Source organism: Bradyrhizobium sp. USDA 336, assembly GCF_044908355.1.
In the GTDB taxonomy this organism is placed as follows: domain Bacteria; phylum Pseudomonadota; class Alphaproteobacteria; order Rhizobiales; family Xanthobacteraceae; genus Bradyrhizobium; species Bradyrhizobium yuanmingense.
The window spans coordinates 2538999-2564687 of the sequence record NZ_JBIYDC010000002.1 but is presented as its reverse complement, the minus strand read 5'-3'; the positions used below and the strand labels follow the sequence as shown (position 1 = coordinate 2564687).

General features: G+C 65.7%; 21 protein-coding genes. 6 read left to right on the top strand and 15 right to left on the bottom strand.

Translation table 11 applies throughout. The annotated features are described in order from the left end of the window. Positions 1–163 precede the first annotated feature (163 nt). From ABIA45_RS12965 to ABIA45_RS12915, 11 genes are all read right to left on the bottom strand, one after another. On the bottom strand, positions 164–601 hold the full coding sequence (locus tag ABIA45_RS12965; RefSeq protein WP_404652284.1) for an SRPBCC family protein: 438 nt from the start codon (positions 599–601) through the stop codon (positions 164–166). A gap of 11 nt (positions 602–612) precedes the next feature. After that, the gene (locus ABIA45_RS12960) at positions 613–3525 is read right to left on the bottom strand and encodes a flotillin family protein (protein ID WP_271540780.1); all 2913 of its coding nucleotides are present in this window, start codon (positions 3523–3525) and stop codon (positions 613–615) included. A 27-nt stretch (positions 3526–3552) separates the two neighbouring features. Beyond that, a complete protein-coding gene (locus ABIA45_RS12955) occupies positions 3553–4386 on the bottom strand; it encodes a phosphoenolpyruvate hydrolase family protein (protein ID WP_271540779.1) in 834 nt (277 codons plus the stop codon). Between the two features lie 3 nt (positions 4387–4389). After that, the gene (locus ABIA45_RS12950; protein ID WP_271540778.1) at positions 4390–6597 is read right to left on the bottom strand and encodes an ABC transporter permease; all 2208 of its coding nucleotides are present in this window, start codon (positions 6595–6597) and stop codon (positions 4390–4392) included. After that, positions 6590–7372: an ABC transporter ATP-binding protein gene (locus ABIA45_RS12945; RefSeq protein WP_036023786.1), complete on the bottom strand. Its 783-nt coding sequence runs from the start codon at positions 7370–7372 to the stop codon at positions 6590–6592. Before ABIA45_RS12945 ends, ABIA45_RS12950 begins: the two co-directional genes overlap by 8 nt. Then, a complete protein-coding gene (locus ABIA45_RS12940) occupies positions 7365–8447 on the bottom strand; it encodes a branched-chain amino acid ABC transporter permease (RefSeq protein WP_271540777.1) in 1083 nt (360 codons plus the stop codon). The genes ABIA45_RS12945 and ABIA45_RS12940 overlap by 8 nt, the downstream gene beginning before the upstream one ends. 1 nt (position 8448) lies before the next feature. Further along, a complete protein-coding gene (locus tag ABIA45_RS12935; protein WP_157282396.1) occupies positions 8449–9459 on the bottom strand; it encodes a branched-chain amino acid ABC transporter permease in 1011 nt (336 codons plus the stop codon). Positions 9460–9745: 286 nt separating this feature from the next. Further along, positions 9746–10570 (bottom strand): AraC family transcriptional regulator, encoded by an 825-nt coding sequence (locus ABIA45_RS12930; protein ID WP_157282395.1) that lies wholly within the window; start codon positions 10568–10570, stop codon positions 9746–9748. Positions 10571–10694: 124 nt separating this feature from the next. Continuing rightward, the gene (locus ABIA45_RS12925; RefSeq protein WP_036013367.1) at positions 10695–11945 is read right to left on the bottom strand and encodes an ABC transporter substrate-binding protein; all 1251 of its coding nucleotides are present in this window, start codon (positions 11943–11945) and stop codon (positions 10695–10697) included. Positions 11946–12142: 197 nt separating this feature from the next. Then, positions 12143–13138: an alpha/beta hydrolase gene (locus tag ABIA45_RS12920; RefSeq protein ID WP_271540775.1), complete on the bottom strand. Its 996-nt coding sequence runs from the start codon at positions 13136–13138 to the stop codon at positions 12143–12145. A 13-nt stretch (positions 13139–13151) separates the two neighbouring features. Next, positions 13152–14087 (bottom strand): MBL fold metallo-hydrolase, encoded by a 936-nt coding sequence (locus ABIA45_RS12915; RefSeq protein WP_271540789.1) that lies wholly within the window; start codon positions 14085–14087, stop codon positions 13152–13154. Between the two features lie 229 nt (positions 14088–14316). On the opposite strand from ABIA45_RS12915, the gene ABIA45_RS12910 reads away from it, so the two are divergent. The 6 genes from ABIA45_RS12910 (at position 14317) to ABIA45_RS12885 (ending at position 20702) form a co-directional block, all read left to right on the top strand. Then, positions 14317–15261: a LysR family transcriptional regulator gene (locus ABIA45_RS12910; protein WP_271540774.1), complete on the top strand. Its 945-nt coding sequence runs from the start codon at positions 14317–14319 to the stop codon at positions 15259–15261. A 268-nt stretch (positions 15262–15529) separates the two neighbouring features. Continuing rightward, positions 15530–16486 carry a PDR/VanB family oxidoreductase gene (locus ABIA45_RS12905; protein WP_271540773.1) on the top strand — a complete coding sequence of 319 codons (957 nt, stop codon included), beginning with the start codon at positions 15530–15532 and terminating at the stop codon, positions 16484–16486. A gap of 17 nt (positions 16487–16503) precedes the next feature. Then, positions 16504–17844: a Rieske 2Fe-2S domain-containing protein gene (locus ABIA45_RS12900; protein ID WP_404652280.1), complete on the top strand. Its 1341-nt coding sequence runs from the start codon at positions 16504–16506 to the stop codon at positions 17842–17844. Further along, the gene (locus ABIA45_RS12895) at positions 17841–18317 is read left to right on the top strand and encodes an aromatic-ring-hydroxylating dioxygenase subunit beta (RefSeq protein ID WP_157282390.1); all 477 of its coding nucleotides are present in this window, start codon (positions 17841–17843) and stop codon (positions 18315–18317) included. The genes ABIA45_RS12900 and ABIA45_RS12895 overlap by 4 nt, the downstream gene beginning before the upstream one ends. Before the next feature lie 7 nt (positions 18318–18324). Next, on the top strand, positions 18325–19941 hold the full coding sequence (locus ABIA45_RS12890; RefSeq protein ID WP_404652277.1) for an ATP-dependent acyl-CoA ligase: 1617 nt from the start codon (positions 18325–18327) through the stop codon (positions 19939–19941). Between the two features lie 32 nt (positions 19942–19973). Beyond that, on the top strand, positions 19974–20702 hold the full coding sequence (locus ABIA45_RS12885; RefSeq protein WP_271540769.1) for an SDR family NAD(P)-dependent oxidoreductase: 729 nt from the start codon (positions 19974–19976) through the stop codon (positions 20700–20702). A gap of 10 nt (positions 20703–20712) precedes the next feature. Here ABIA45_RS12885 and ABIA45_RS12880 read toward each other — a convergent pair whose 3' ends face one another. The 4 genes from ABIA45_RS12880 to ABIA45_RS12865 all read right to left on the bottom strand — a co-directional run bounded on the left by ABIA45_RS12880 (position 20713) and on the right by ABIA45_RS12865 (position 25567). Continuing rightward, positions 20713–21195 carry a MarR family winged helix-turn-helix transcriptional regulator gene (locus ABIA45_RS12880; RefSeq protein ID WP_036013385.1) on the bottom strand — a complete coding sequence of 161 codons (483 nt, stop codon included), beginning with the start codon at positions 21193–21195 and terminating at the stop codon, positions 20713–20715. Beyond that, entirely contained in the window at positions 21195–21689 is a 495-nt protein-coding gene (locus ABIA45_RS12875) for a MarR family winged helix-turn-helix transcriptional regulator (protein WP_404652274.1), read from the bottom strand. Before ABIA45_RS12875 ends, ABIA45_RS12880 begins: the two co-directional genes overlap by 1 nt. 156 nt (positions 21690–21845) lie before the next feature. Further along, positions 21846–23411, bottom strand: coding sequence for an indolepyruvate oxidoreductase subunit beta family protein (locus ABIA45_RS12870; protein WP_404652272.1), 1566 nt, complete (start codon positions 23409–23411; stop codon positions 21846–21848). Further along, the gene (locus tag ABIA45_RS12865; RefSeq protein WP_404652270.1) at positions 23408–25567 is read right to left on the bottom strand and encodes a thiamine pyrophosphate-dependent enzyme; all 2160 of its coding nucleotides are present in this window, start codon (positions 25565–25567) and stop codon (positions 23408–23410) included. The genes ABIA45_RS12870 and ABIA45_RS12865 overlap by 4 nt, the downstream gene beginning before the upstream one ends. Between the last annotated feature and the right edge of the window lie 122 nt (positions 25568–25689).

The window sequence follows — 25689 nt, the reverse complement described above, 5'->3', positions numbered from 1 at the left end:
ACGCCGAAGCAAGGCTTCGGCGCTGGCGAAGCGCCGGGTGAGGGGGAGTCTCCGCGAGTCCAACTGCCTCCGTCCCCGGAGAGGCTCCCCCTCACCCCAACCCTCTCCCCGCAAGCGGGGAGAGGGGGCGCAGTGTGCCTTGATCGAAACAGGTCGGATCACGTCAGCCTCCGAACACGCGTTTCAGGGCGTCGAAGCCGCCCTGAAACACGCCGCCGCCGATGTTGTTGACGAGCTCGGTCTCGCGTTCCCGCGCGCAGTCGAATTCGGCGGTCCATTCCATGAACGTCTGGTCGCCGTCGGTGACGGGCGTCAGGCGCAGGGTGGCGACGTAGTTCTCGACGCCCATCGGCGATTCCAGGATCGAGTAGGTGCAGAACATGTCGTAGTCGGAGAGGCCGAGCAGCTTCTCGCGGATGCGGTCGCCGTTGCGGAGGCGGAAATCCCTGACGCAGCCGATCTTGTCGGCGGGCTCGCCGCCCTCGATCCGGCTTTCGGCGATGGCCGGGTGCCAGTTCGGCAGGCCATTGAAATCGCGCACCCGCGCCCAGACGCGGTCGTTGCGGGCGTTGACGACGGTGGAGACGTAGACGCGGGCCATCGCTTAAGACCTCAGCTCTTCTTCCGCGGGCCGCGCTCGGAAGGCTCGCCACCCTCGCTCGCAGGCGGAGCGGCCGCCGGCTTGTCGCCGCCGCCACCACCTCCGCCGCTCTTGCGCGCGGCCTCCTTGATGCCCTGCATGTCGCGGGCCTCGCGGATCAGCCCCGGCATCTTGGCGAGGCTGCCGCCCTCGACGCCGATGTCGGACAGGATCGAGTCGATCAGCGGCGCCTGGACGCGATAGCGCAGCGCCGAGTCGATCACCTCGTCGGTGGCGCTGCGGCCGCCATTGCCGTTGCCGTGACCGTTGCCGTTGAGGCCGTCGACCTGGAGGATGCGGATGCCCTCGATCTTCTCCATCGGCTTGACGCTCTCGCGCACGATGCCCTCGATGCGGTCGAGCAGTTTTCTGCGGAACAGCGAGTAGCGCGCCTGGTCGGTCAGCACGTTCTCGGCCTCGTTCAGCATGCGCTGCGCCTCCGCCTCGACTGCGGCGCGCACACGCTCGGCCTCGGCGGCGATGCGGGTCTCCTCCGCCTGCTTCTCCGCCAGCAGGACCTCGACGGTCTTGCGCCGCTTGGCGATCTCGCTCTCGCGGGCGGTGATGACGCGTTCGGTGGCTTCGGTCGCCCGGATCCGCGCCTCCTCGGCGGCTGCGCGCGCGGCCGACTCCTCCAGCGATTTCTGATGGATGGCGATGGCCTTCTCCATCAGCACCGTCTCGACGTCCTTCTCGCGGTTGACCTCGAGCTTGCGCAGCTCGCGCTCGCGGCCGATGCGGGCCTCGTCGAGGCCGCGATCGGACGCGATGCGGGCGCGCTCGACTTCCTCACGGGAGGCGATCTCGGCTTCCTGCAGGGACTGCACGCGGGCGACCTCGAGCTGCTCGATGGCACGACGACGCTCGATGCGAGCGGCTTCCAGGGCTTGCTCGCGCGAGACGTCGGTGGTCTCGACCTCCTTGCGAGCGACGATCTCGGCCTGCCGGACCTGGCGGTCGGCGTCGATCCGCTCGGACTTTTTGGTCGACAGCGCGATGACGCGGTCCTCGTCCGCGATCTCGATCGCCTTCTTCTGCTCGATATTGAGCACCTCGCGCTTTTTGGAGGCATTGATGCGCTCGGCCTCGAGCGCCAGGTCGACCGTGATGCGCTGCCGCTCGATGGCGTCGCGCCGCTTCAGCTCGGCGGCATCCAGGATCCCGGTCCGCTCGATCTCCAGCGCGCGCGTTTCACGCTCGGCCTGGATGCGCTCGGCCGCAACCGCCTTCTCCTGGGCGATGCGGGCGGCCTCGATCGCCTCGCGCGAGGCGATGTCGGCTTCCTCGACGGCGCGGTTGCGGGCGATCTCCAGCGAGCGCACGCGCTCTTCCTGGGCGATGCGCGAAGCTTCCGTGGTCTCGCGCGCGGCGATGCCGGCGACGTCGAGCGCCTGGTTGCGCTCGATCTCCAGCTGCCGCGTGCTCTGCTCGGCGGCGATGCGCTCGGCAGCGAGCGTCCGCTCCCGCGCAATGCGGGCGGCCTCGACCGCGCGCTGGGCCTCGATTTCGGCCTCCTGGATGGTTCGCACCTGCTGGATCTCCAGTGCGCGGGTCCGCTCATCGGAGGAGATGCGTTCGACATTGACGATCAACGTCTGGGCGATGCGGGCCTTTTCGGTGGCCTCGCGTGCGGCAATCTCGGCCTCGTCGACCGCGCGCGTCCGCTCGATCTCGCGGCGGCGTGTCTCCTCTTCATTGGCGATGCGGGCATCGGTGACGACGCGGTCCTGCTGGATGCGGGCCTTTTCGATGGCCTCGCGGGCGGCGATCTCGGCTTCCTCGACCGTGCGCATCCGCTCGATCTCGCGCTGGCGCACTTCGCGTTCGGACGCGATGCGGGTGGTGTCGATCGAGCGCTGGTTGGCGATCCGGGTCTTCTCGATCTCCTCGCGCGCCAGCAGCTCCTTCTCCTCGATGGTGCGGGTCCGCTCGATCTCCTTCTGGCGGGTCTCGCGCTCGGAGGCGATGCGGGCCTCTGCAATCGCCTGCTCATTGGCGATGCGGGCGCGCTCGATGGCCTCGCGGGCGGAAATCTGCGCCTGCTCGGCCTCGGTCTCGCGCAGGGCCCGCTCGCGCGCGACTTCGGTGCGCTGAAGCGCACGGCGCATCTCGATGTCACGTTCCTGCTCGAGGCGCGCGGTCTCGCTCTCGCGCTCGATCTCCAGCGCCTGCCGTTCGGCCTCGAGGTTGCGGGAGCGGATCTTGATCATCGAATCCTGCTCGATGTCGTTGCGCAGCTTCCGCCTGGCCTCGATGTCCTCCATCAAGCGGGTCAGGCCTTCGGCGTCGAAACGGTTCGAAGGGTTGAAGAACTCGAGGTCTGTCTGGTCAAGATCGGTGATCGCGACCGATTCCAGCTCGAGGCCGTTCTGGGCGAGAGCTTCCGCCGCTTCGGTCTTGACCCGCGCGACGTAGTCGCCGCGACGCTCGTGCATTTCCTCCATGGTCATCTCGGAGGCGACCGAGCGGATCGCGGAGATGAACTTGCCGGCCAGCAGTGCGTGGAGCTGCCCGGGTTCCAGGGTGCGGCGGCCGAGTGTCGCCGCGGCAATCGAGACGGCCTCCCGAGTCGGCTGCACGCGGACGTAGAAGTCGGCCTCGATGTCGACGCGCATGCGGTCGCGGGTGATCACGGCATCCTGCTTCGAGCGCACGATGCCCATCGGCAAGACGTTCATGTTGACAGGCGTGTAGTCGTGGATGAACGGCAGCACGAAGGCGCCGCCATTGATCACCACGCGTTCGCCGAGGAAGCCGGTGCGGACGAACGAGGTCTCCTTGGAGGAGCGGTGGTAGAGCCAGTTCACGATATAGACGCCAACCACGATCACGATGATCGCGACGATCAGCCAGAGGATCAATTCACCGACCAGCATCCCTGACATCTTTCCCTCCCTCGAACCAATCAGGCGCTATCGCGCGCCGATCGCCTTGAATTGCCGCACTTGTTCCGTCAGCGCCCGCTCCACCGGCAGCCGCTCCATCGAGGACGCCCCGTAGAAGCCGTGGCAATGACGGGTATTCTTCATGATAAAGTCCGCGTCGGCGGGATCGGCGATCGGCCCGCCATGCGCCAGCACCAGGATGTCCGGATTGACGCTGAGCGCGGCGGTCGCCCAGGTGTCGATCTGCGCCGGGCAGTCCTTGAGCTTCGGCGCGGTCTGCGCACCGATCGTGCCGCCGGTCGTCAGGCCCATGTGGCAGACGATGATGTCGGCGCCGGCGATCGCCATCGCCGCGGCTTCCTTTTCGCTGAACACGTAGGGCGTCGTCAGCATGTCCTTGTCGTGCGCCTTGGCGATCATGTCGATCTCGAGCGCATAGGACATGCCGGTCTCTTCGAGATTGGCGCGGAAGGTGCCGTCGATCAGGCCGACGGTCGGAAAATTCTGGACACCGGCAAATCCGAGCGCCTTCAGCTGGTCGAGAAAGACGTCCATGTCGCGGAAGGGATCGGTGCCATTGACGCCCGCAAGCACCGGGGTCTGGCCGACCACGGGGAGCACCTCGTTCGCCATTTCCAGCACGATGGCGTTGGCATCGCCATACGCCATCAGGCCCGCCAGCGAACCGCGCCCGGCCATGCGGTAGCGGCCGGAATTGTAGATGACGATGAGGTCGACGCCGCCGGCTTCCTCACATTTGGCTGAGAGCCCGGTGCCGGCCCCGCCGCCGACGATCGGCTCGCCGCGCTTTGCCATGTCGCGAAACCTTTTCAGCAGCGCCGCGCGTTCAAACCTGGCCATCGGTCACCTCGCGAGTCTCCGCCGCACCCCGGTGCGCCCGAACAGGGTTCGGAACGCGCTGACGGTGGCGGCGGCGAAATCGGGATCGTTGATGTTCTTAGGGATGCGAATGAGCTGGCGGTTGCCGGTCTGCCGCACGGTGCGCTCCAGCGTGCGGAACAGCGCGGCATCGGCATCCGGATCCCAGAACGGCTGGCCTCGCGCGTCGAGCGCGGAGACGCCGCCCTCGGGCATGAAGAAACGCACCGGGCCGTCCATCTGGTTGAGCCGCTCGCCGATCCAGCGGCCCATCCGCTCGTTCTCTTCCACCGTCGTCCGCATCAACGTCACCTGTGGATTGTGGACGTGGAATTTGCGGCCGCGATAGCGCTCGGGAATTGTGTCGGGCGCGCCGAAATTGACCATGTCGAGTGCGCCGACCGAGCCGACATAGGGCAGGCGGCTGCGGATGATCGCGCCAAAGCGGTCTTCGGTCGCCGGGAACACGCCGCCCATCAAGAGGTCGCAGATCTCAGTCGTGGTGAGGTCGATCACGCCGGCGAGCTGGCCGGACTCCACGAGTTTCTCCATCGAGCGTCCGCCGACGCCGGTGGCATGAAAGACCAGGCATTCGAAATCGTCCCGCAGGTCGGCGGCGATCTTCTGCACGGCCGGCGTGGTGACGCCGAACATGGTGATGCCGACCGCGGGCAGGCCTGCCTCGCGCGCCGTTGCGGCACGCGCGTCGAGCCGCGCCTTGACCATGCCGGCGAGCGCATTGGCCCCGTTGGCGAGCACTGCGCGCGAGATCGAGTTCAGCCCCTGCACGTCGGTGACCGAGTACATCATCGTGATGTCGGCCGGGCCGACATAGGGCCCGACATCGCCTGATGCGACGGAGGAGATGATCAGCTTGGGCACCCCGACGGGTAGGGCGCGCATGCCCGGGGCGACCAGCGAGGCCGCGCCCGAGCCGCCCGCCGAGATCACGCCGGCGACATTGCCCTGGCGCCGCAGCCAATTCGCAAATGCATCCGCCATTGCTGTCACGGCGGCACCGCGGTCGGTGCCGAACACGGCGGAGCCGCCGCGGCCGTGGTTTAGGGCGATCTCCTGCGCGGAGACATCGCAGGATGAATGCTTGCCGCTGGTCGAGACGTCGACCAGCCGCGTCCGCAGGCCGCTTTCGGCGATGATGTCGCGGATGTAGCGCAGCTCCTGGCCCTTGGTATCGAGCGTGCCGACGACCAGCACCACTGGCGGGCCCGAAGCCTGCGTCGCCACCGGTTCGCGCTTGCGCCGCGCGGTCTCGTCGAGCTGCGCGACTTGCGTCGAGAGCGTCCGCGCGGCGGCCTCGATGCGGGCGATCGGCACCGGTTGCGACCATCGCGTCGGCAGCGTCGGGTTGGAGATGTAGATGCGGACCGGCCCGTCGCGCCGTGGGGCCGGCGCCGGTTTCGCCTCGGCACCCGGCTCGGCGACGTCGAGATCCGGTTCGAGCTCCGCATGAAGCCCGACGCCGAGCAGGCGCTGCTGGAGCTCGCGGTCCGCGGCAAGGCGCGCGGAGTCGATGATGCGGTTGATGCGGCCGTTGACCATGATCGCGACGTTGCGCGAGATCGCGGTGGCGACGCCGATGTTCTGCTCGATCACGAGCACGGACATGTCGCCGTCTTCGCCCAGCCGCAGCAGCATCTCCTCGACCTGCGCGACGATGACGGGCGCGAGGCCTTCGGTCGGCTCGTCCATGATGAGCAAATGCGGGTTGGTGAGCAGCGCGCGCGAGATCGCCAGCATCTGCTGCTCGCCGCCGGAGAGCTGGCCGCCGCCGTGGCCCTTGCGCTCGGCGAGGCGCGGGAATGTGTCGTAGATCCGCTCGACGGTCCAGGCGCCCGAACGCAGGCCGCCGGCGAGCTGCAGATGCTCGTCGACGCTGAGCGAGCGCCAGAGACGGCGTCCCTGCGGCACGTAGCCGACGCCGAGCCGGGCGATCTGGGCCGGCGGCCGCCGCGTGACATCCTCGCCGCGGACGCGAATCGAGCCGCCGCTCACGCCGACCAGTCCCATGATCGCCTTGCACAGCGTGGTCTTGCCCATGCCGTTGCGGCCGACGACGGAGAACACGCCGCTGTCCAATGTGAGATCAACGCCTTGCAGCGCATGCGAGTGGCCGTAGTAGACGTCGAGGCCGCGAACCTCGAGCGCCGGATTGCTGCGGCGGACCTCATTCATGGCCGCCCCCGAGATAGAGCTCCTGCACCTCGGGGTCGGACTGGATCTCCTCCGGCAGGCCTTCCTTGAAGACGCGGCCGTTGTGCATCATCGTAACGCTCTCGACGACGCGCAGCGCAACGTCCATGTCGTGCTCGATGATGATGTAGCCGATATGGGCCGGCAGGGAGGTCAGGATCTCGATCAGCTCGGCTCGCTCCGTGGGCGACAGGCCCGCGGCCGGCTCGTCGAACAGCACGAAGCGCGGGGCGCCCGCGAGCGCCAGCGCGATCTCGAGCTGGCGCTGCTGGCCGTGGGCGAGCTCGGCCACGCGCTGGTCCTTCACGGCGGAGAGATGCACGGCCTGCACCAGGTTGTCAGCCGCATGCATCAGCGCATCGTTCTGCCCCGGACGCAGGAACGAGAAGCGCCCGCGCGAGACGCCGCGGCAGGCGAGATAGACGTTGTCCTGCACAGTGAGGCCGGGGAACAGCGCCGAAATCTGGTAGGTGCGGCGCAGCCCGCGGCGGATGCGCTCATAGGGCGGGAAATGCGTCACGTCCTCGCCGAAGAAGCGGATGGTGCCGGAGGAGGGCGGGAAGTCGCCCGTGATGCAGTTGAACAGCGTGGTCTTGCCGGCACCGTTCGAGCCGAGCACGGCGCGCCGCTCGCCCGGCCGCACGGTGATGGTGACGTCGGTCAACGCGGCGAGCGCGCCGAACAGCCGCGTCACGCCGCGCAGCTCGAGCGCTGCGCCGGCACCGACGGCGGAGAGGCGTTGGGCGACGCTATCCATGGCCGCGCCCTCCACCGGAGCGGCTCGCCTCGCGCCGTTGATGCTGACGCCAGCGCTGCCACAGGCCGATGACGCCGTCCGAGGACCAGAACACGATGGCGAGGAAGCCGAGCCCGATCAGCAGGCGGAAGCGGTTGCCGTCGAGTCCGAGTCGGACCAGGAAGTCGAGCGCGAAGGTGCGCAGCAGCACGAAGATCAGCGCGCCGATGAAGGGCCCGATCGGGCGGGTGATGCCGCCGACGACGGCGATGATCAGCACGTCGATGCACGCGCCGACGCTGACCGAACCCGGCGAGATCTGGCGATAGTTCCAGACCTGGAGCACGCCGGCCAGCGCCGCGACGAAAGACGCGAAGGCATAGGCCGCGACGCGGTGCGCATTGACGTTGAAGCCGAGCGCCGCCATCCGCCGCGGATTGTCGCGCACACCCTGGAGCGCCAGGCCGAACGGCGCGCGCGAGAGGTATTCGACCGCGAAATAGCAGAGCGCGGCGACCGCGAGCACGATGTAATAGAAGGGAATGTCGGCGCGCCAGTTCACGCCCCAGAAGTGTGGCGTAGCCACCGTGTTGATGCCGGTATGACCGTTGAAGATCGCCCAGTTCTGGTTGGTGAAATAGTAGAAGGCCGCTCCGATCGCGAGCGTGATCATGATGGTGTAGATGCCTTCGGTGCGCACCGCGAGCGCTCCGCCGAGCGTGCCGAAGGCGGTCGCCAGCGCCAGCGCCATCGGCACCGCGAGCCACCACGGCCAGCCCAGGCTGATATTGGGGTTGCCGCTGACGCCGAACACCGCGACCATGTAGGCTGAGAAGCCCGCGATGGTGAGCTGCATCAGGCTGACCATGCCGCCATAGCCGGCAAGAAACATCAGGCTCAGCGCCACGGTGCCGAGGATCAGCGTGGTCGCGAAGATCTCGATCAGAAAAAAGCTGCTCGCGATCAGCGGCATGATCAGGAGAATGGCCGCGACGGCCCAGGCAGCGGGGTTGTTGATCTCCGGCCATGTCCGGGCGGGGGGCTGCGCCTTGGTGGCGCGGCCTAGGGCAACTGGGGCATCGTGGGCGAGCGACATCTCAGCGCCTCGCCAATAGGCCTTGCGGCCTGATCGCCAGCACCAGCACCATGATCAGGAAGGTCACGACGATGGCGTAGGTCGGGATGTAGACCGAGCCGAGCTGCTCGGCGAGGCCGATGATCAGCGCGCCGAGCGCGGCGCCCGGGATCGAGCCCATGCCGCCCACGATCACAACCACGAGGGACGCCAGCAGGAAACGGATGTCTTCGCCGGGCGACAATGACTGGAAGGTGCCGCCGACGACGCCGGCGATGCCGGCAAGCCCCGCGCCGAAGGCGAACACGCCGACGAAGACGAGCTGGATGCGCACGCCCGTCGCGGCGAGAATATCGCGGTCGTCCACGCCGGCGCGGATGATCATGCCGATCCGGGTGCGGTTGAGCGCGAGCCACATCGCGACGCCGATCACCACGGAGGCCACGAAGATCACGAGCCTGACGAGTGGATATCTGAGGTAGACCGGATCGCCCGAGGATTTGATCGCAGTCACCAGCGGCAGCTCGATGGGACCGATCAGCCATTTCGGGGTCTGGATCTGGTAGAAGTCGCCCCCGCAGGCCCACAGCATGAGATCGGCAAACACGATCGAGAGCCCGATCGTCACCATGGTTTGCCTGAGATCCTGGCCCTCCATCCGGCGGAACACGATCACCTGCAGCAGCACGCCGACGACAGCGGTCAGGATGAAGGCGACGACGAAGCCGAGGATCCAGGAGCCGGTCGATGAGCTGATGGCGTAGCCGATATAGCCGCCGAACAGATAGAGCGAGCCGTGCGCGAGGTTGACGTTGCGCATCAGGCCGAAGATCAGCGTGAAGCCGCTGGCGACCAGGAAGTAGAGGCCGCCAAGCGTGATGCCATTGAACACCGCGTTGAGGAAGACGCGCTTGCGGCCGATCGCCTCTTCCAGCCCCGGCGGCCAGACCGCGAAGATCAGCCAGAGCCCGACCGCAATCGCGATGATCGTAATCAGCGCCCAGGCCGGATGGCGTTCGACGAAGCGGCTCATGGCTTCACCTCGCCCCGCTTGCGGGGAGAGGTCGGCGCGTAGCGCCGGGCGAGGGAGACTCTCCGCGAGTCAAACTGCCGCCGCACTTGCGGAGACTCCTCCTCACCCAGACCCTCTCCCCGCAAGTGGGGCGAGGGGGCATGCAAGCCGTTGCCGGCTGCTGGCCCTGCCATGAGCGAACGTCCTCCCGTCACGCGCGATCCTCTTTTCCGGGATCGGGTTGCCGGCATCCTAGCCAAGCGGCGAGGGCGACGTTTGATCGTGAGTATCTTTTCGTGGCCTGCGCTCAGGCGCGCAAAACCTTGGCGGCGCGACGATAATCGGTCGGGGCCATCCCGACATTGGCGGCAAAAAAGCGCGTGAAACCGCTCTGCGAGGAGAAGCCGAGATCGAAGCCGATGTCGGCGATCGGTGTCTCGCTCGCCACCAGCGCTTCGAGCGCCTGTTCCATGATCAGCGTGTTGAGGTAGAGGTTTGGCGTGACGCCGGTCTGCACGCGGAACAGGCGGTAAAAATGCGGTCGCGACAGGCCGGATTCGCGCGCGATGGTGTCGAGCTCGATTTCAGCGCCGGGGCTCTCCGACATCATCTTGATGCACTTGCGGACGCGAAAATCGGTGACGCCGCCTGCGCGCGGATCGCGCGCGATCTCGGCCTGCTGCCAGCTTTCGTCGTAGCAGATGTCGATCAGTCGCCTCAGCTCGGAATCGAGACTGGAGAGCGATGGTGCGCCGCACACGAGCGCGGCGGTCCGCCTGATGTGCTTGTCGAGTGCTGGCGTGCGCTTGAACTGGGTGCGGCCGAAGCGCAACCGGTCGGAGCCGGAGGCATCCGGCGCAAACCATTCGGCGTTGACGTAGAGCACGAAGAAGATGGCGCCGCCGTCAAGATCGGTCGGCAGAAAGTTGTGCGGCTCCCAGGGATTGACGGCGACGACCGACGTCTCGGTGAGATCGTAATGCCCGTCGGAGACGTCGATGCATGCCGACATGCCGCCGACATGGAAGATCAGATGACCTTCGCGATGGGCGTGGATATTGAAAGGCCGGTTCAACTGATAAACCGTCGCCCGGCCGAAGCGGCCGTGGAAGACGGCGAGCGCACGGCTCATGCCTTCCCCTCCCGAGCATTCTTGTCTTTTCGGCCAGCCTTCAACAACACCGCCGAGATTGCAAGAGCGGAGAGCGACCGCGTCAGCGAGTCGCTCCCCGGTTGCGTCTGCCTGACGTGATGCGTCAGTATTTCTTACATTCCGGCACGGTGCGGCTCGGCAGCCCGATCTTGGAGAACACGGCCGGGTCGTAGCCGAGCGTCTGGTTCACGTTCGGGATCACCTTCACGACCTTGCTGAACAGCGCGCCCTTGCCGTCGTCGACGACTTCGGTGACGAAGTTGGTGCCGATCGCCTGGCGGTTGGAGTCGAGCTTGATCTTGCCGTTCGGTGCGTCGAGCTCGATCTTCGCCAGCGCTTCCTTGTACTTGGCCTGGTTGTTGGAGAGATCGCCGTTAACCTGACGCAGTGCGAGGATCAGCGCCATGGTCGAATTATAGTAGTTGGTGGCGAGCAGCGACGGGCTCGGGAAGCGCTTGTTGGGCGGGAAGGCGTCCTGATAGGCCTTCACGAACTTCTGCCAGCCCGGATCCTCCCAAGTGTCGGCCTGGCCGCTCGCCGCGATGGTTCCGATCAGCGCGTTCTTGGCGTTGCCCTTCGACGACAGGATGGTCTGGTCGATCATGATAGAACCGCCCATCAGATGCGCCTTGCCGCCGGCCTGCTGATACTGGTTGAGGAAGTTGACGGCGTCGGCGCCGCCAAGCCCGAGATAGATGGCGTCGACGTCGTCGGGCAGGGCAGCGATGACGGAGGCGAAGTCCTTCGTTCCCAGCGGCACCCATTGCCGGTTGGTGACCTGTCCGCCCATGCCGCAGAACTCGAGCACCAACCCGAACACCTGGGTATAGATGAAGGAATAGTCCTCGCCGACGGTCGCGATCTTGCGATACTTCTTCTCTTCATAGGCGTATTTGCCGAGGCCGATCTGCCACTGCGCGCCGTCCATGTTGTAGCGGAAGAAGTTCGGTGCCGGGTCGACATAGGTCGTTTCCTGCGCACCGGATGCGGCATTGATGAATGTCAGCCCGGGATGGCTCTTGGCAAAATTCTTGACCGCGATGCCTTCGTCGCCGGAGAGCGGCGACAGCAGGATCTGCACCTTGTCCTGCTCGATCAGCTTGCGCACGGCGCGCACGGCGGAGTCCGGCGTTGCATCGGTCGAAGCGACGATGAATTCGAGTTCCTTGTCGCCGACCTTCTTGCCGAGCACGTTGAGCGCGGTCTGGTGGCCGCGCATGCCGTCCTCGCCGAGCACCGTGTAGGTGCCCTCGAGCGTTGCGGTCACGCCCACCTTGATCTTTTCCTGGGCGATCGCCGCGCCCGAAAGAAACAGGCTGCTCAACGCGAGCAGTCCGATGCTGCATTTCGACATGTGCTCCTCCCTGTGTCATCGCTTGTTGCCGCGACGAACCGTATGGTGCCCGTGGCGCTCGAAGCCCGCGGCTTTGGAGGAAAGCTAGCCGAAGTCGGATGCGCTGCACCCATCGCAGCCTCGTTCGGCTTGACTGGCAGTCTCATTTTTGAATGTTGCGGCGCGAGTAATTTTCGCGGTGCAGCAGGGCGCCCGCGCTAGCTGTAATCTTCGCCGAGAAACTGGTTGATCGCATCGAACGCCTGCAGACGGTTCTTCTCCAGCAGAACCATGTGCGTGCCTTCGCCGATCTCGACCCATCGCCGGTATGGCGCATGCTTCAGCGAAAGGAACAGGTCCTGCGCCGAAGCGATGGGCACGTCCTGATCCCATTCCGCGTGGACCAGGAGCACGGGCACGCGAATGTCGCCGGCGTCGTAGAGCCTCTTGCCGGCGGCCCAGTATTCGCGGATGTCCAGGATCGGGCCGTTGACCGCACGCATGATGGGAGGCGCTTGCGCGCTGCCTGACGGGTCGGTCGCGAGCGAGATATTGGCCCAGCGCTCGAAGCCGCCCGCCGGGATCAAGCTCGATCGTGCCGCTTCCGGCGCAGCCGAGAGCCAGCGCGTCCTGAAGTCCAGCACCGGAACGTTGCGATAGCCGCCGAGGCGCCCGCCTGCATCGATCGGAGCCGGACCCTGCAGCACCCAAAGCGGCGCGACCAGCGCGAGCTTGACGACCTTGTCGTTGTTGCCTGCGGTGTAAGCGCCGGCCACCGAGCCGCCCCAGGACATGGCAACCAGATTGAGGCGCGCGATCCTGCGTTGCTTGAGGATGTACGCGACGGCGCTGGCGAGGTCACGCACGCCGGCCTCGGTGCGCACGAGCGGTTCGGACTGCTCCGGCGGCGCGTCCATCTCGGACGGGCGGGTCGATTGGCCATAGCCGCGCACGTCGAGCGCGAAGACGTCGTAGCCATGGCCGGCGAGATGATCCATGAACGAGAGGCCGTCGAGTGGCGTATCGAAAAGGCTTCCCGATGAATAGGTCGCGCCGTGCATCATCAGGATGGTTCGCTCGGCGGAGAAGGTCTCGAGCGCCACGGGGCGCTTGTTGCGCAGGTGAAGCGAAATTCCGGCCGTGTCGCTCGGGATCATGAGATCCTCGACCACGATCTCGGGCCTGTCGACGCGCGCGCTGGCGTGCTGGTTCATGATCGCTCTCCGTTCAGACGAGTTGCCAGGTGAAGCGTCCTCCGGTGCGGCTGACGCGGCCGACCGATGACTGTGCGAAATGGGTGGTGAAGATGGTCGCGCCCCGCTCGGCAGCATTCTCCAGCACGAAGGCGCGCGAGCGCAACGCGGCTTCCGGGAATTCGCAGAAGCAGGAATTGAGCGAAGGCTCATAGACCTGGAGCGGGTGGTGCATCACGTCTCCGGCGAACAGCGCCTCCTCGCCGCGCGAGACGAGGCGGATGGAGGCGTGATCGACGCTATGACCGGGTGTCGGAACGAACGAGATGCCTTCGAGTACCTCGCGTCCGTCCACCGCGATGAGCTTGGCAAGTCCGGCCTCGACCACCGGCCGGACGCTGTCGTCATAGACACGGTCGGCCGGCTTGCGCAGCGCCGGACCGAGGGACGGGGCAGGGCGGGCCGTTCCGGTCGGCTCTGTGCCCGTCGCGAGGCTCTCGCCATAGGCCTGCTCGATCGCAGAGAAGACGTAGGTCGCATTCGGGAAGGTCGGGACCCAGCGTCCGTCGACGAGGCGGGTGTTCCAGCCGACGTGATCGCCATGCACGTGGGTGAGCAGCACGTAATCGACCTGCTCCGGCGTGACACCCGCTGCGGCGAGCCGCGCCAGGAACGGCTCGTTGAGCCGGTGAAGCGGCGGAATCTCCGGTCGGTGCTTGTCGTTGCCGGTGGCCGTGTCGATCAGGATCGTGTGGTGCGGCGTCTTGACCAGCCAGCTGTGAATGCTTTGGATGAAGGTGCCTGTCGCAGCATCGAACGAGCCCGCCTCCAGGCGGTCGCGATGGCGCCCCAGCGCCTGCGGCTCGCCTTCCGGATAGAGCGCGTCGAACTTGAATGCGGCAAGCCGCAACTCGTCGATCCGCGTGATGGATGCTTCGCCGATCTGATAGGTCTTGGCCGCGTGAATCATCAAGATGTCCTCCACTGGACCGTGGCGTAGGGCTGGTTGCCCGGGCCGCGGTGACGGTGAGGTACGAAGCGAGCCAGGCCTTGGGGAGAGTCGCGGGCTCGATAGGTCCCATCGACATGGTCGATATCGGAAAGGAAGCTGGCCCAGCTTTTCACGCCGGCGTTTTGGCCCTAACCCTCGTATCGCGGCTCGTCGCGGTCGCGACATGCCCCAGACGGAGGTGCCACCGATGCAGGATGCGGAACACGGCCGGGGTCGGCCGGCCGATGATAACGATCTCGCCGAGATCGATCTTGGTCTGTTGCTGGCTCTGGAGGCTCTTCTGCGCGAGCGGAACGTGACGCGCGCGGCCTCCCGGCTCAATATCGGGCAGCCTGCGCTCTCGGCGCGGCTGAACCGGCTGCGGCAGATCTTTGCCGATCCGCTGTTCGTATCCGCCGCGAGCGGGCGCGGCGTCGTGCCGACGACGCGGGCGGTGGAGTTGCAGACGGCGCTTGCGGACGTGCTCGGCAAGCTTCGTCGCATGGTGGAGGGACCGGCCGTGTTCGACCCCGCCCGCAGCCAGCGCACCTTCGTCGTTGCCATCCACGAGAACCCGGCCGTGACGCTGGCGCCCGGCCTGGTCGCGCGCTTGACCGCGATGGCCGAGCGGGCGCGGCTCGCCCTTGTTCACCCCGCGCGCGATGTCGTGGATCAGCTCGAAAGGGGAGAGATCGACATCCTGGTGACGGGAGCCGACCGCGCACATGGCGAGCTGATGCAGCGACCGCTGTTCGAGGACGGCTTCCTGTCCGCACAGCGCAAGGGTCATCCGCGCGGCAACGGCCCGCTCGATCTCGACAGCTTTTGCGCGCTTGACCATCTGCTGATTTCCGCCGATGGCGGCGGTTTCTCGGGCCTGGTCGACGACGCGCTGGCGGTGCTCGGCCGCTCCCGGCGCGTTGCCGTCTCGATCCAGACCTATGCGCTGGCGCCGGTCATCCTTGCGCACAGCGACTGCATCTGCACCCTTCCGCGGCGCTTCCTGATCCGCTTCGCCCACGAGCTCGATCTCACGCCACCGCCGCTCGATCTGCCGCCCGCTCGCATCGTCGCGCTGTGGCATCCGCGCAATCAGGAGGACAAGGGCCACGCCTGGCTTCGCGAGTGCTTATACCAGGCGGCTGCTGCTTGATCGCGATGGGCCCTCACGTCGGGACGAGCGGGCGCTGCTCAGGCTGTAAGTTCTGATTTCTGAAATGAGGTCGGCCAGCTTGCATTCGTCGGGTCCGGTATGCCGCCTGCCGCCTTCCTGAGCTGCGTGCCGAAATAGGCAGGTGTCTCGAAGTATTGCCGGATCGGCATTATCGCCGGCTTTCGTCCCTGCCCCCGTGCTGGCGATTGACAGCGAATTATTACATGTCTAAAAATATGCAAATTCATATAATCCGTGAGATGCCTGAATGGACGTGCATCCGCTCAAGCTCAAGCTCAAGGTCAGGTCGTATGTCGCGGAGACGCCGTTCATACGGAGCCTTGTGTTTGGTGTGGAGGACGGCGTCGTGCCGCAATGGCAGGCAGGCGCGCATCTCCGCGTCGCGCTCCCGAATGGCGGAGACCGGCCGTACTCGCTGATGGCGTTGCCGGGACTTCCTGAAGATGCGCTGGCGCTTGGTGTCCTGCGCGAGGAGGCCTCGAGCGGCGGCTCGCAGTTCATGCACGCGCTCAAGGTCGGCGACGTCGTGAAGGCGAGCGCGCCGGTCAACAATTTTCGCCTGCACGAGGGAGCAGCGCCGGCGCTGCTGTTCGCCGGTGGCATCGGCATCACGCCCGTTCTGTCGATGGCGGCGGAGCTGGCGGCGCGGGGAAGCTCATATCGCCTGCACTATGCGGGGCGCACGCAAGGATTGCTGGCGTTCCTGCCGCAATTGCAGGAGATCTGCGCCGGAGGGCTGTCTGTCCACTACGACAGCGATGAATCCCGCCTCGACATTGCCGCGGCGCTCGGCGGTGCCGCAGCAAACGCCCACGTCTATGTCTGTGGCCCTTCGGGCATGATCGAGGCGGTGAAGGCGGCTGCGGCCGCCGCGGGTGTGTCAGCCGACCGCGTTCACTACGAGCTCTTCAAATCCGAGCAGCCGTCGTCGCCTGACCGGCCGTTCGAGGTCGAGATCAAGTCGACCGGGCAGGTCGTCGGCGTTGCGGCGGGGCAGACCATCATCGAGGCACTGGAGGCGGCCGGCTTCGACGTGCTCTACGATTGCCGGCGCGGCGATTGCGGCATCTGCCAGTGCGGCGTGATCGCGGGAGTCCCCGATCATCGCGACGTCATCCTCAGCGACGAGGAGAGAGCGTCCAACAAGGTCATGCAGATCTGCGTGTCACGTGCGAAGTCGGAACGTCTGGTGCTGGATCTCTAGGGGAGGCGAGGAACGCCATGAAAAGATACGGCGGGAATGCCCGCGCGATTGCGGCGCTGGTGCGCGAGGCCGAGGTGCATCGCGACGTCTATGTCGCCCCCGAGATCTTCGAGCTCGAGATGGAGCACCTGTTTCCCAACAGCTGGGTCTATGTCGGCCACGCGAGTCAACTTGCAAAACCCGGCGATTTCATCACGGCCAATATCGGCCGACAGCCGGTCATGGCCAGCCGCCATACCGACGGCTCCATCCATGTGTTCTACAATCGCTGCCCGCACAAAGGCGTGAAGATCGCGTCCGAACCCTGCGGCAACACCGGAAAGTTCTTCCGCTGCCCTTATCACGCCTGGTCTTTCAAGACTGACGGCTCCCTGCTCGCGATCCCGCTGAAGAAGGGCTACGAGGGCACCGGCTTCGGCGACACCCAGGCGAATGAAGGGTTGTCGAAGGTCAGGAACGTCGTCATTTACCGCGATTTCATCTTCGCTCGCTTGAGCGATGACGGCGTCTCCTTTGAGGATTATTTCGGCGAAAGTCTTTCGACCATTGACAACATGATCGACCGCTCGCCGGAGGGCAAGCTCGCGGTCCAGGCGACGCCGATCCGCTACATGCACACGTGCAATTGGAAGATGCTGGTCGAGAACCAGACCGACACTTGCCATCCGATGGTGGCGCATGAGAGCTCGGCCGGCACCGCGGTCAAGGTCTGGAAGCGCGAGCAGGGCGATTCCACGGAAACGCCGATGGCGGTGCAGCTCTACGGCCCCTTCATGAGCCCGTACGAGTTCTACGAGCAGAGCGGCATCCGGATCTGGCCGAACGGCCACGGCCACACCGGCGTCGCCAACTCCATCCATTCGAACTATTCGGATATCCCCGGCTATCTCGACCAGATGGTCGCGGCCTATGGCGAGCAGCGCGCGCATGAGATCCTTGGCGAAGTCAGGCACAACACCGTCTACTTCCCGAACATCATGGTGAAGGGCGCTGTCCAGATCCTGCGCAATTTCATCCCGATCGCGGTCGACAAGACGCTGGTCGAGAGCTGGGTCTATCGCCTGGTCGGCGCGCCCGACAAGCTCTACGAGCGCGCATTGATGTACAACCGCTTCATCAACGCGCCGACCTCGATCGTCGGCCACGACGACCTCGAGATGTACGAGCGGGCGCAGGAGGGACTGAAGTCCAACGGCAATCAATGGGTCAATCTGCGGCGGCTCTACGACGGCCACGAAGAGCAGGACGTCACGGCGGTGATCAACGGCACGTCCGAGCGGCAGATGCGGAACCAGTTTCACGCCTGGGCGAAATTCATCACCATGGGCATGGACGAGCGCATCGAGGCTGCGGAATGATCGGCGAGAAGACCATCACGGACTTCATCTATCGCGAGGCCGAGCTGCTCGACACGATGGAGTGGCAGGCCTGGCTCGATCTGTTTCACCCCGAAGGGCGTTACTGGATGCCGCTGGAATGGCAGCAGCAGGATCCGGTGCTGCAGCCGTCCCTGATGTACGAGGACCTGCTGCTCCTGAAGGTGCGGGTCGAGCGGCTCGCCGGCGAGCGCACCTTCAGCCAGAAGCCGAAGAGCCGTTGCCATCATCTGCTCCAGGCACCGCAGATCGTCGCGTGCGATCCTGCTGCCGGAATGTTCAAGGCACGGACTTCCTACATCTACACCGAGACGCGCGGCGATATGCTGGAACGCTATTCGGGATGGGCCTCGCACGAGCTCGTGCAGGTCGGCGATGCCCTGAAGATCAAGCTCAAGCGGGTCGATCTCGTCAATTTCGATGCGCCGTTCGGCAACATCCAGCTTTTCATGTGAGACTGCCTTGACCGCTGCGACCACTGTCCATGCCCGTTTTCAAGAGACCGCGCTCCGCCGTGGCGAGGCGGGCTTCCTCAACGTGCTGCCGGAGACCGCAGGCATCTACGGCATCGCGGCGGGCGAGATTTCCTACCGCGCGATGCTCGACCGGGTCGAGCGCCGGCGCGTAGCGTTTGCGAGCCGCGGCTACGGCGAAGGCCACCGGGTCGGGCTGCTGCTCCAGAACAGGCCTGTCTTCATCGAGCTGTGGTTCGCGCTCAATGCGCTCGGCGTCTCGGTGGTGCCGATCAATCCGGACCTCCGTCTCAGCGAGCTCGAATACATCATCGGGCATTCCGAGATGAATGCTGCGTTCGTCCTCACCGAACGGCGCGAGGAGGTGGAGCTGGCCGCGCGTCAGGCCGGCCGGCCGATCCCTGTCGTGGACGATCAGGACGACGTTCCCGCGCCCTTCGGCGGTGCGCGGCCCTTGACCGCGGCAAGCGAGAGAAGCGAATGCGCGCTGCTCTATACGTCGGGGACGACGGGCCAGCCCAAGGGCTGCGTCCTCACCAACACCTATTTCCTGCATTGCGGAAACTGGTATCGCGACGTCGGCGGGCTGATCGACCTCAAGCCAGACGGCGAGCGTATGATCACTCCGTTGCCGCTGTTCCACATGAACGCGATGGCGGTGTCGCTGATGGCGATGCTGTCGGTCGGCGGCTGCTTGACCATGCTCGATCGCTTCCACCCGCGCAGCTGGTGGGCCTCGGTGCGCGACAGCCGTGCCACCTGCCTGCATTATCTCGGCGTGATGCCCTCGATGCTGATGAGCGCGCCGCCGTCGGAGCTGGACCGCGCGCACAGCGTGCGCTTCGGCTTCGGCGCCGGCGTCGACAAGCTACTGCACGCCACGTTCGAGCAGCGCTTCGGCTTCCCGCTGCTGGAGGCCTGGGCGATGACCGAGACCGGCAGCGGCGGCGTCATCGCCGCCAATGTCGAGCCGCGCAAGATCGGCACCAGCTGTTTTGGTCGCCCGGCCCCCGAGATCGAGGTTCGGATCGTCGATGACGGCGGCAATGATGCCCCGCTCGATGTGCCCGGCGAGCTGTTGGTGCGGCGCGCCGGCGCTGATCCGCGCTACGGCTTCTTCCGCGAATATCTCAAGAACGAGGCTGCCACCATCGAGGCGTGGGCCGGCGGCTGGCTGCACACTGGCGATATCGTGTCGCGCGATGCGGACGGCGACCTGCACTTCGTCGATCGCAAGAAAAACGTGATCCGTCGCTCCGGCGAGAACATCGCCGCGGTCGAGGTCGAATCCGTTCTCAACCGCCATCCCGCGATCCGGCAGGCCGCGGTTGCGGCGACGCCGGATCAGGTGCGCGGCGACGAGGTTGCGGCGGTCATCATCGCTGAGAAGGCCGGCGCGGACCGCGCGCTCGCCGAAGAGATCGTGCGCTGGAGCCTTGAGCAGATGGCCTATTACAAGGCGCCGGGCTGGATCTGCTTCGCCGACAGCCTGCCGTTGACCGCGACCGAGAAGATCCAGCGCGGCGGGTTGAAGGATTTTGTCGGGAAGCTGATGCGCGAAGGCGCGTTCTTCGACCTGCGCGACCTCAAGAAGCGGCAAGTCTGATCAAGAAGGTCTGATCAAAGAAGGGTCTGATCATGAGCGAGATCCGCACCACCCTCATCACCGGCGGCAATTCGGGGATCGGCGAGGCCCTGGCGAAGAAGCTCGTCGCGCGCGGGCAGCGCGTGGTCTCGATCGGGCTGGAGCAGCCCGGCTGGACCCATGATCTGCTCGCGGCCTATCGCGCCGACCTCACCGATATCGAACAGACGCGTGCGATCGCGCAGGAGATCTGCCGCGATCACGCCGTCGACAGCCTGGTCCACAATGCCGGGGTCATCCTGCCGAACCTGCTGCCCGACGCCAAGCCGGAAGACATATTGATGCTCGCGCAGTTGCATCTGGGCGCGCCGATGCTCCTGACCCAGGCGGCGCTGGAAGGGATGCGTGCGCGCCGCTTCGGGCGCATCGTGTTCGTCTCTTCGCGCGCCGCGATGGGGGCAGTGACGCGCTCGGCCTATTCGGCCACCAAGGCCGGCGTGCACGGCATGGCAAGGACCTGGGCGCTGGAGCTTGCCGCGAGCGGCATCACCGTGAATGTCGTCGCGCCGGGGCCGATCCTGACCGATAATTTCTGGGGCATCATCCCGAAGGGCTCCGAGCAGCAGGAGCGGATGGCGCGCAACGTTCCGGTCGGGCGGCTCGGCTCGCGCGAGGATGTCGCACACGCAATCTCGTTCTTCCTCGACGAGCACTCCGATTTCGTCACCGGCCAGGTGCTCTATGTCTGCGGCGGCACCAGCCTCGTCGGCCTCGGGCCTTGACGCGCGCGCTCTAGATCTGGTTCTGGCGGATATTCTCGACCATCTTGGCCAGCACCCGTGCGCAGACCTCGATGTCGTCGGGCTCGATGCCCGCGACCAGCTTGTCGTAATTGTTCGCCATGATCGGCCAGATCTTGCGCAGCAGCGCTTCGCCCTCCGGCGTCAGGCCGACGACGCGGCGGCGCTGGTCCTCCTCGGCGATCTCGCGCTTGACGAGGCCCGACGACACCATGGACTCGACCATGCGGCTCGCCGTCGACTGCTCGGTCACCGCGAGAACGGCGACCTCGTTGACGGTAAGGGTCTTGTAGATGAACAGCACCGACAGCGTCCGGAACACGACGTTGTTGATGCCGTGCTCGCTCAAATCGCGGTTCTGATCCAGGTTCCAGCGATTGGCGAGCCGGTTGAACAGATACGGAATGTAGGTTTGCAGCTGGTCCCTCGTCCTCGGCGGACCCGACTTCCATCTGCTCTTGGATTCTCTGGCCATTATCTCTTGCGACTTTGCTTCTTGCTCTCGGTGTGAAGTTTCGAGGACAGCGATTTCAGCACGGACAACGCGGCGTCCAGCTCCCGGGCCGAGACGTTCTCGAGCCGTTTGGCGAGATGCTTCTTGTGGATTTCGGCCGCCTTCCGGAACAGCGCTTCGCCTTTCGGCGTCAGGCGCACGATGAAGGACCGCCGGTCCTCGCTCGACATCTCCCTGCTGATGAGGTCGTCGGCGAGAAGACGTTGTACCAGCCCCGAGACATTGCCGCCGGTCACCTTCAGATTTTGCGACAATTGCCCGAGCGCCAGGCCATCCTGGTAACGATCGAGCTGGGCCAGCACGTCGAATTTTGCCAGCGACAGGCCGAACTCCGAATTCAGCATCGAATTGAGCGAGGCGAACAGCTCACCGTGCAGCGACAGCAATTGGAGCCAGAGCCGGGTTTCGATCTGCCCAGGGACGGGAACAATGTTCTCCTTGAGTGCTGCCGGCATCGCATGACCATCGAGTACAGAATGTCTCGTCGAGTGAAGGGAATTACCGCGGGTCGTTCGCTCCGATTAACAACCTGAGAATCGTAGTCAAGCCGTCCGATCCTGACCTCCTGCGGGGCGAACGGCAATCCAAGCCTGTGTCCGGCGCCCGTGGAATCATGCGAAAGTCTTGATGGTCTGGATCACGCCGTCGAGCGCCGTTCCTGCGCTGTCCTTCAGCGCGGCCTCCCGCAGGCGGCGCGCCCAGTCGGCGGCATCCTCGCGGCGCTCCACCAGCTTGATCGCCGCGAGCGTCCTGTCGAATTTCGACAGCCCCCGGCTGTGAGTGTCTGAATAGCCTTTGACGAGGCGTCGGCATTGCAGGATCTCGACACCGAGCTGGTAATTGGTGCCGACAGCCTCGGTCGCGGCCTTGAGCCATGAATCCCGATGCGCCGTCTCGACGGCGTGACGCAGCGAGCGGCGGCGCAGGCCGCGCATCCCGCCGACGACATAGAGGGCCAGGAACCAGGGCAGCGAGTAGGTTCGCACCCGGCGTCCCCGGTTGACGCGGCGATCGAGCCAGCCGAGCAGGCGCGGTCGCGCGCCGAGCCAGCGGCCGAAGCCTGCCGGCAGCATGCCCATCACTTCCTCCATGCGGGGATGCATGAACTCGGTGGTCTGGAGCACCTGTCCGTTCGACATCTCGAGCTCGCTCTCGATGCGCGCGCGGCGGCCGGCGCGCGTCTTGAGGTCGGCGACGCGGATGACGTCGTCATAGGTCATGGCGTTGGCGAGGTACTTTGCCGCGGCTTCCGTGAAGGCATAGGCATGTGCCCCACCGCCGGCGTTTCGGTCGGCTGCGTGCAACCTCTTGAGGATGTCGAGATATTCGCCGCCATAGGCGATGTCCTGGAAGTCGATGACCTTCCGCAAGCCTGCACGAGCCATGCCGAGTGCAGGCTCGGACAACTCCTGATTCAATCTTGCGACAAGCTCACCGAGCTGCGGATCGGGCCTCGCCAAAGAGGGGGTATCGTCGGCTGGTTTGGTTGGCGCGGGCACCGCAACTTCGGTCGGGCCGGTCTTGACCCGCTCGAAGGCGGCCTCGAAAGTCTCGACGCTGGCCTTCGCACCTTTGCCGCCGGTGCGGATGACGTCGAGATAGCTTTCGCGGCTGAACGGCAGCACGCCTGCGCCTGCGAGCGCGCCGAACATCGCGGCCGAGATGACGCTGCCATGCGCGATCGCCAGCGCGTTCAGATCGAAGATGATCTCGGTCTTCGCCGCAATTCCGATGGCGCCGGTCACGGCGCCGCCGTCGGCGATGCCGTTGCCCGGTGCGATCTTCTCGCCGATCGCAAACGACCGGTGGTTGGACGCGATCAGCGTGGTGCGATCCGGCGTCACGAGGCCGCGCAGGATCGATCGCCCGGCCTCCATGAATTCCGCCGCCATCACCACGTCGACGTCGCCCGGGGTCGGCATCAGCGACAGGATCGGCTTGCGGCCGTCGAGCGGCGGCATCGCCTCGATATAGTAGATGGTGGCACCGGTGCGCTGGGCGACGCCGGGCACCGAGGTGGACTGCGCGACCCAGCCATGGTTCTCGGCGAGCTGAACGATCCAGTCGGTCAGGACGCCGCCGCCCTGACCGCCCATCGCGACAATCGCGATTGAGATCGGCCGCTCGGTCGCTTCGCCTGCGGCGGGGAGGGCCAGCCGGACCGTCTCGTCCCTCATGCCAGTGCCTCGAGCGCCGGCCGCCGGCGGTCGCGCCGACGCTGCAGCCAGCCGATCACGCTCATGGCGAGCTTGGATTTGAACATGTCCCAGCGAGTCGGATTATGGATGACGTCGGCTCGATAGAACGAGGGGCAGAGCACGGCGGCCTCGGCGACTTCGCCGCAATTGCCGCAGCCGACGCAGGAATTGTCGATCGCCGCGACCGGATCGTCGCGCAGGGGGTCGTCGAGCTGCTTCACCGACAGTGACGGGCAGCCGGAGAGGCGGATGCAGGCATGGTCGCCGGTGCAGACGTCTTCGTCGACGCCAAAGCGCTCCTTGACGATGCGCGTCCCGTCCTTGATCGCCTTGTTGATCTGCGGCTTCACGCGCCGCTGCTTGTTCAGCATGCATTCGGAGGACGCGACGATGACCTTCGGGCCTTCCTCTTTCGTCGTCAGCGCTTCCTTCAGCGTGTCGCGCATCTTGCCGACGTCGTAGGTGCGGTCGAGCTGGCGCACCCACTGGCCGCCGATGCCCTTCACCGCCTGCACGATGGAATTGTTGGTCTTGCGGCGCTTGTTGACCGCGCGTGACGACAGGATGTCCTGACCGCCCGTCGCCGAGGTGTAGTAATTGTCGACGATGACGAACACGCCGTCATGCTTGTTGAACACGGCATTGCCGATGCCGCTGGTCAGTCCGTTGTGCCAGAAGCCGCCGTCGCCCATCACCGCGATCGAGCGCTTGTCGGCCTTGACGTTGAAGGCCGAGGTCGAGGCCGGGCCGAGGCCGAAGCCCATCGTGGTCGCGCCGATGTTGAACGGCGGAAGGATCGAGAACAGATGGCAGCCGATGTCCGCGGAGACGTGGTGCTGGCCGAGCTCTTCCTCGACCAGCTTCATGGCGGCGAAGATCGGCCGTTCCGGGCAGCCGGTGCAAAGCCCGGGCGGGCGCGCCGGCACCACCTGCTTGAGCTTCTCGACCGCGGGGTGATTGAGCACGGGCGCTGCGTCCGGCGCCGGCGGCCGGTTGCCGAGCAGCCGCGGCTCGGTCTTCTCCAGGAATTCCCTGACGCCGCCGAGCAGCACCTGCGCGGTGTAGTCGCCGCCCATCGGCAGCACGTCCTTGCCGTGAACGCGCGCCTGGATGTCTTTGCGGCGCAAGACCGTATTGATCGCCTGCTCCAGATATTCCGGCTGGCCTTCCTCGACGATGAGCACGGCGTCCTTGTCGACGCAGAATTCCGCAACCTCGGCGTCGATCACGGGGTAGGTGACGTTCATGATGTAGAGCGGGATCTGCGTGTTGCCATAGGCATCCGACAGCCCGAGATATTGCAGCGCGCGGATGACGTTGTTGTACATGCCGCCCTGCATGATGATGCCGACCTTGCCGTGCTTCGGCCCCATCCACTCATTCAGCTTGTTGTCCTGAATGAATCCGATGGCAGCGGGCATCCGCGTCTTGATCTTCTCCTGCTCGTGCTCATAGGCCGCCGGCGGCAGCACGATGCGGTTGACGTCACGCTTGGGATTGTTGAGCGCGTCCCTGATGGTGTGCGCCGGCCTGACATTGTCCTTGCAGGCGAAGCTGCCGTGCATGTGGCAGGCGCGCACGCGCACCTCCAGCATGACCGGCGTGTTGGAGACCTCGGAGAGCTCGAAGCCCTTCTCGATCAGATTGACGATGCATTCATGCTCGGGGCGGGGATCGAGCAGCCACATCTGCGACTTCATCGCGAAGGCGTGGGTACGCTCCTGCATGATGGAGGAGCCTTCGCCATAGTCCTCGCCGACGATGATCATGGTGCCGCCGGTGACACCGCCCGAGGCGAGGTTGGCAAGAGCGTCGGAGGCGACGTTGGTACCGACGGTCGACTTCCACGCAACCGCGCCGCGCAAGGGATACATCACCGATGCGGACAGCATCGCCGCGGCGGCGGCTTCATTGGCCGAGCTCTGGAATACGACGCCGAGATCGTCGAGCACATCCTTGGCGTCGGCCAGCACGTCCATCAGATGCGAGATCGGCGAGCCCTGGTAGCCGCCGACATAGGCGACGCCCGATTGCAGCAGCGCCTTGGTGATGGCGAGGATGCCTTCGCCGCGGAACGTGTCGCCATCGCCGAGCCTGAGATCCTCGACCTCGCGAGCAAAAGACCGTTCAGCCATTGCACCCTCCAGAAATATGCGATAGCATACGTTTACATGTGAAGTAAGTCAACGCCGCGCCATGCTATCACGCTTGCGGATGCTCCCTCCGACAAGGCGGTGATGAGCCAGCGACAGGGTAG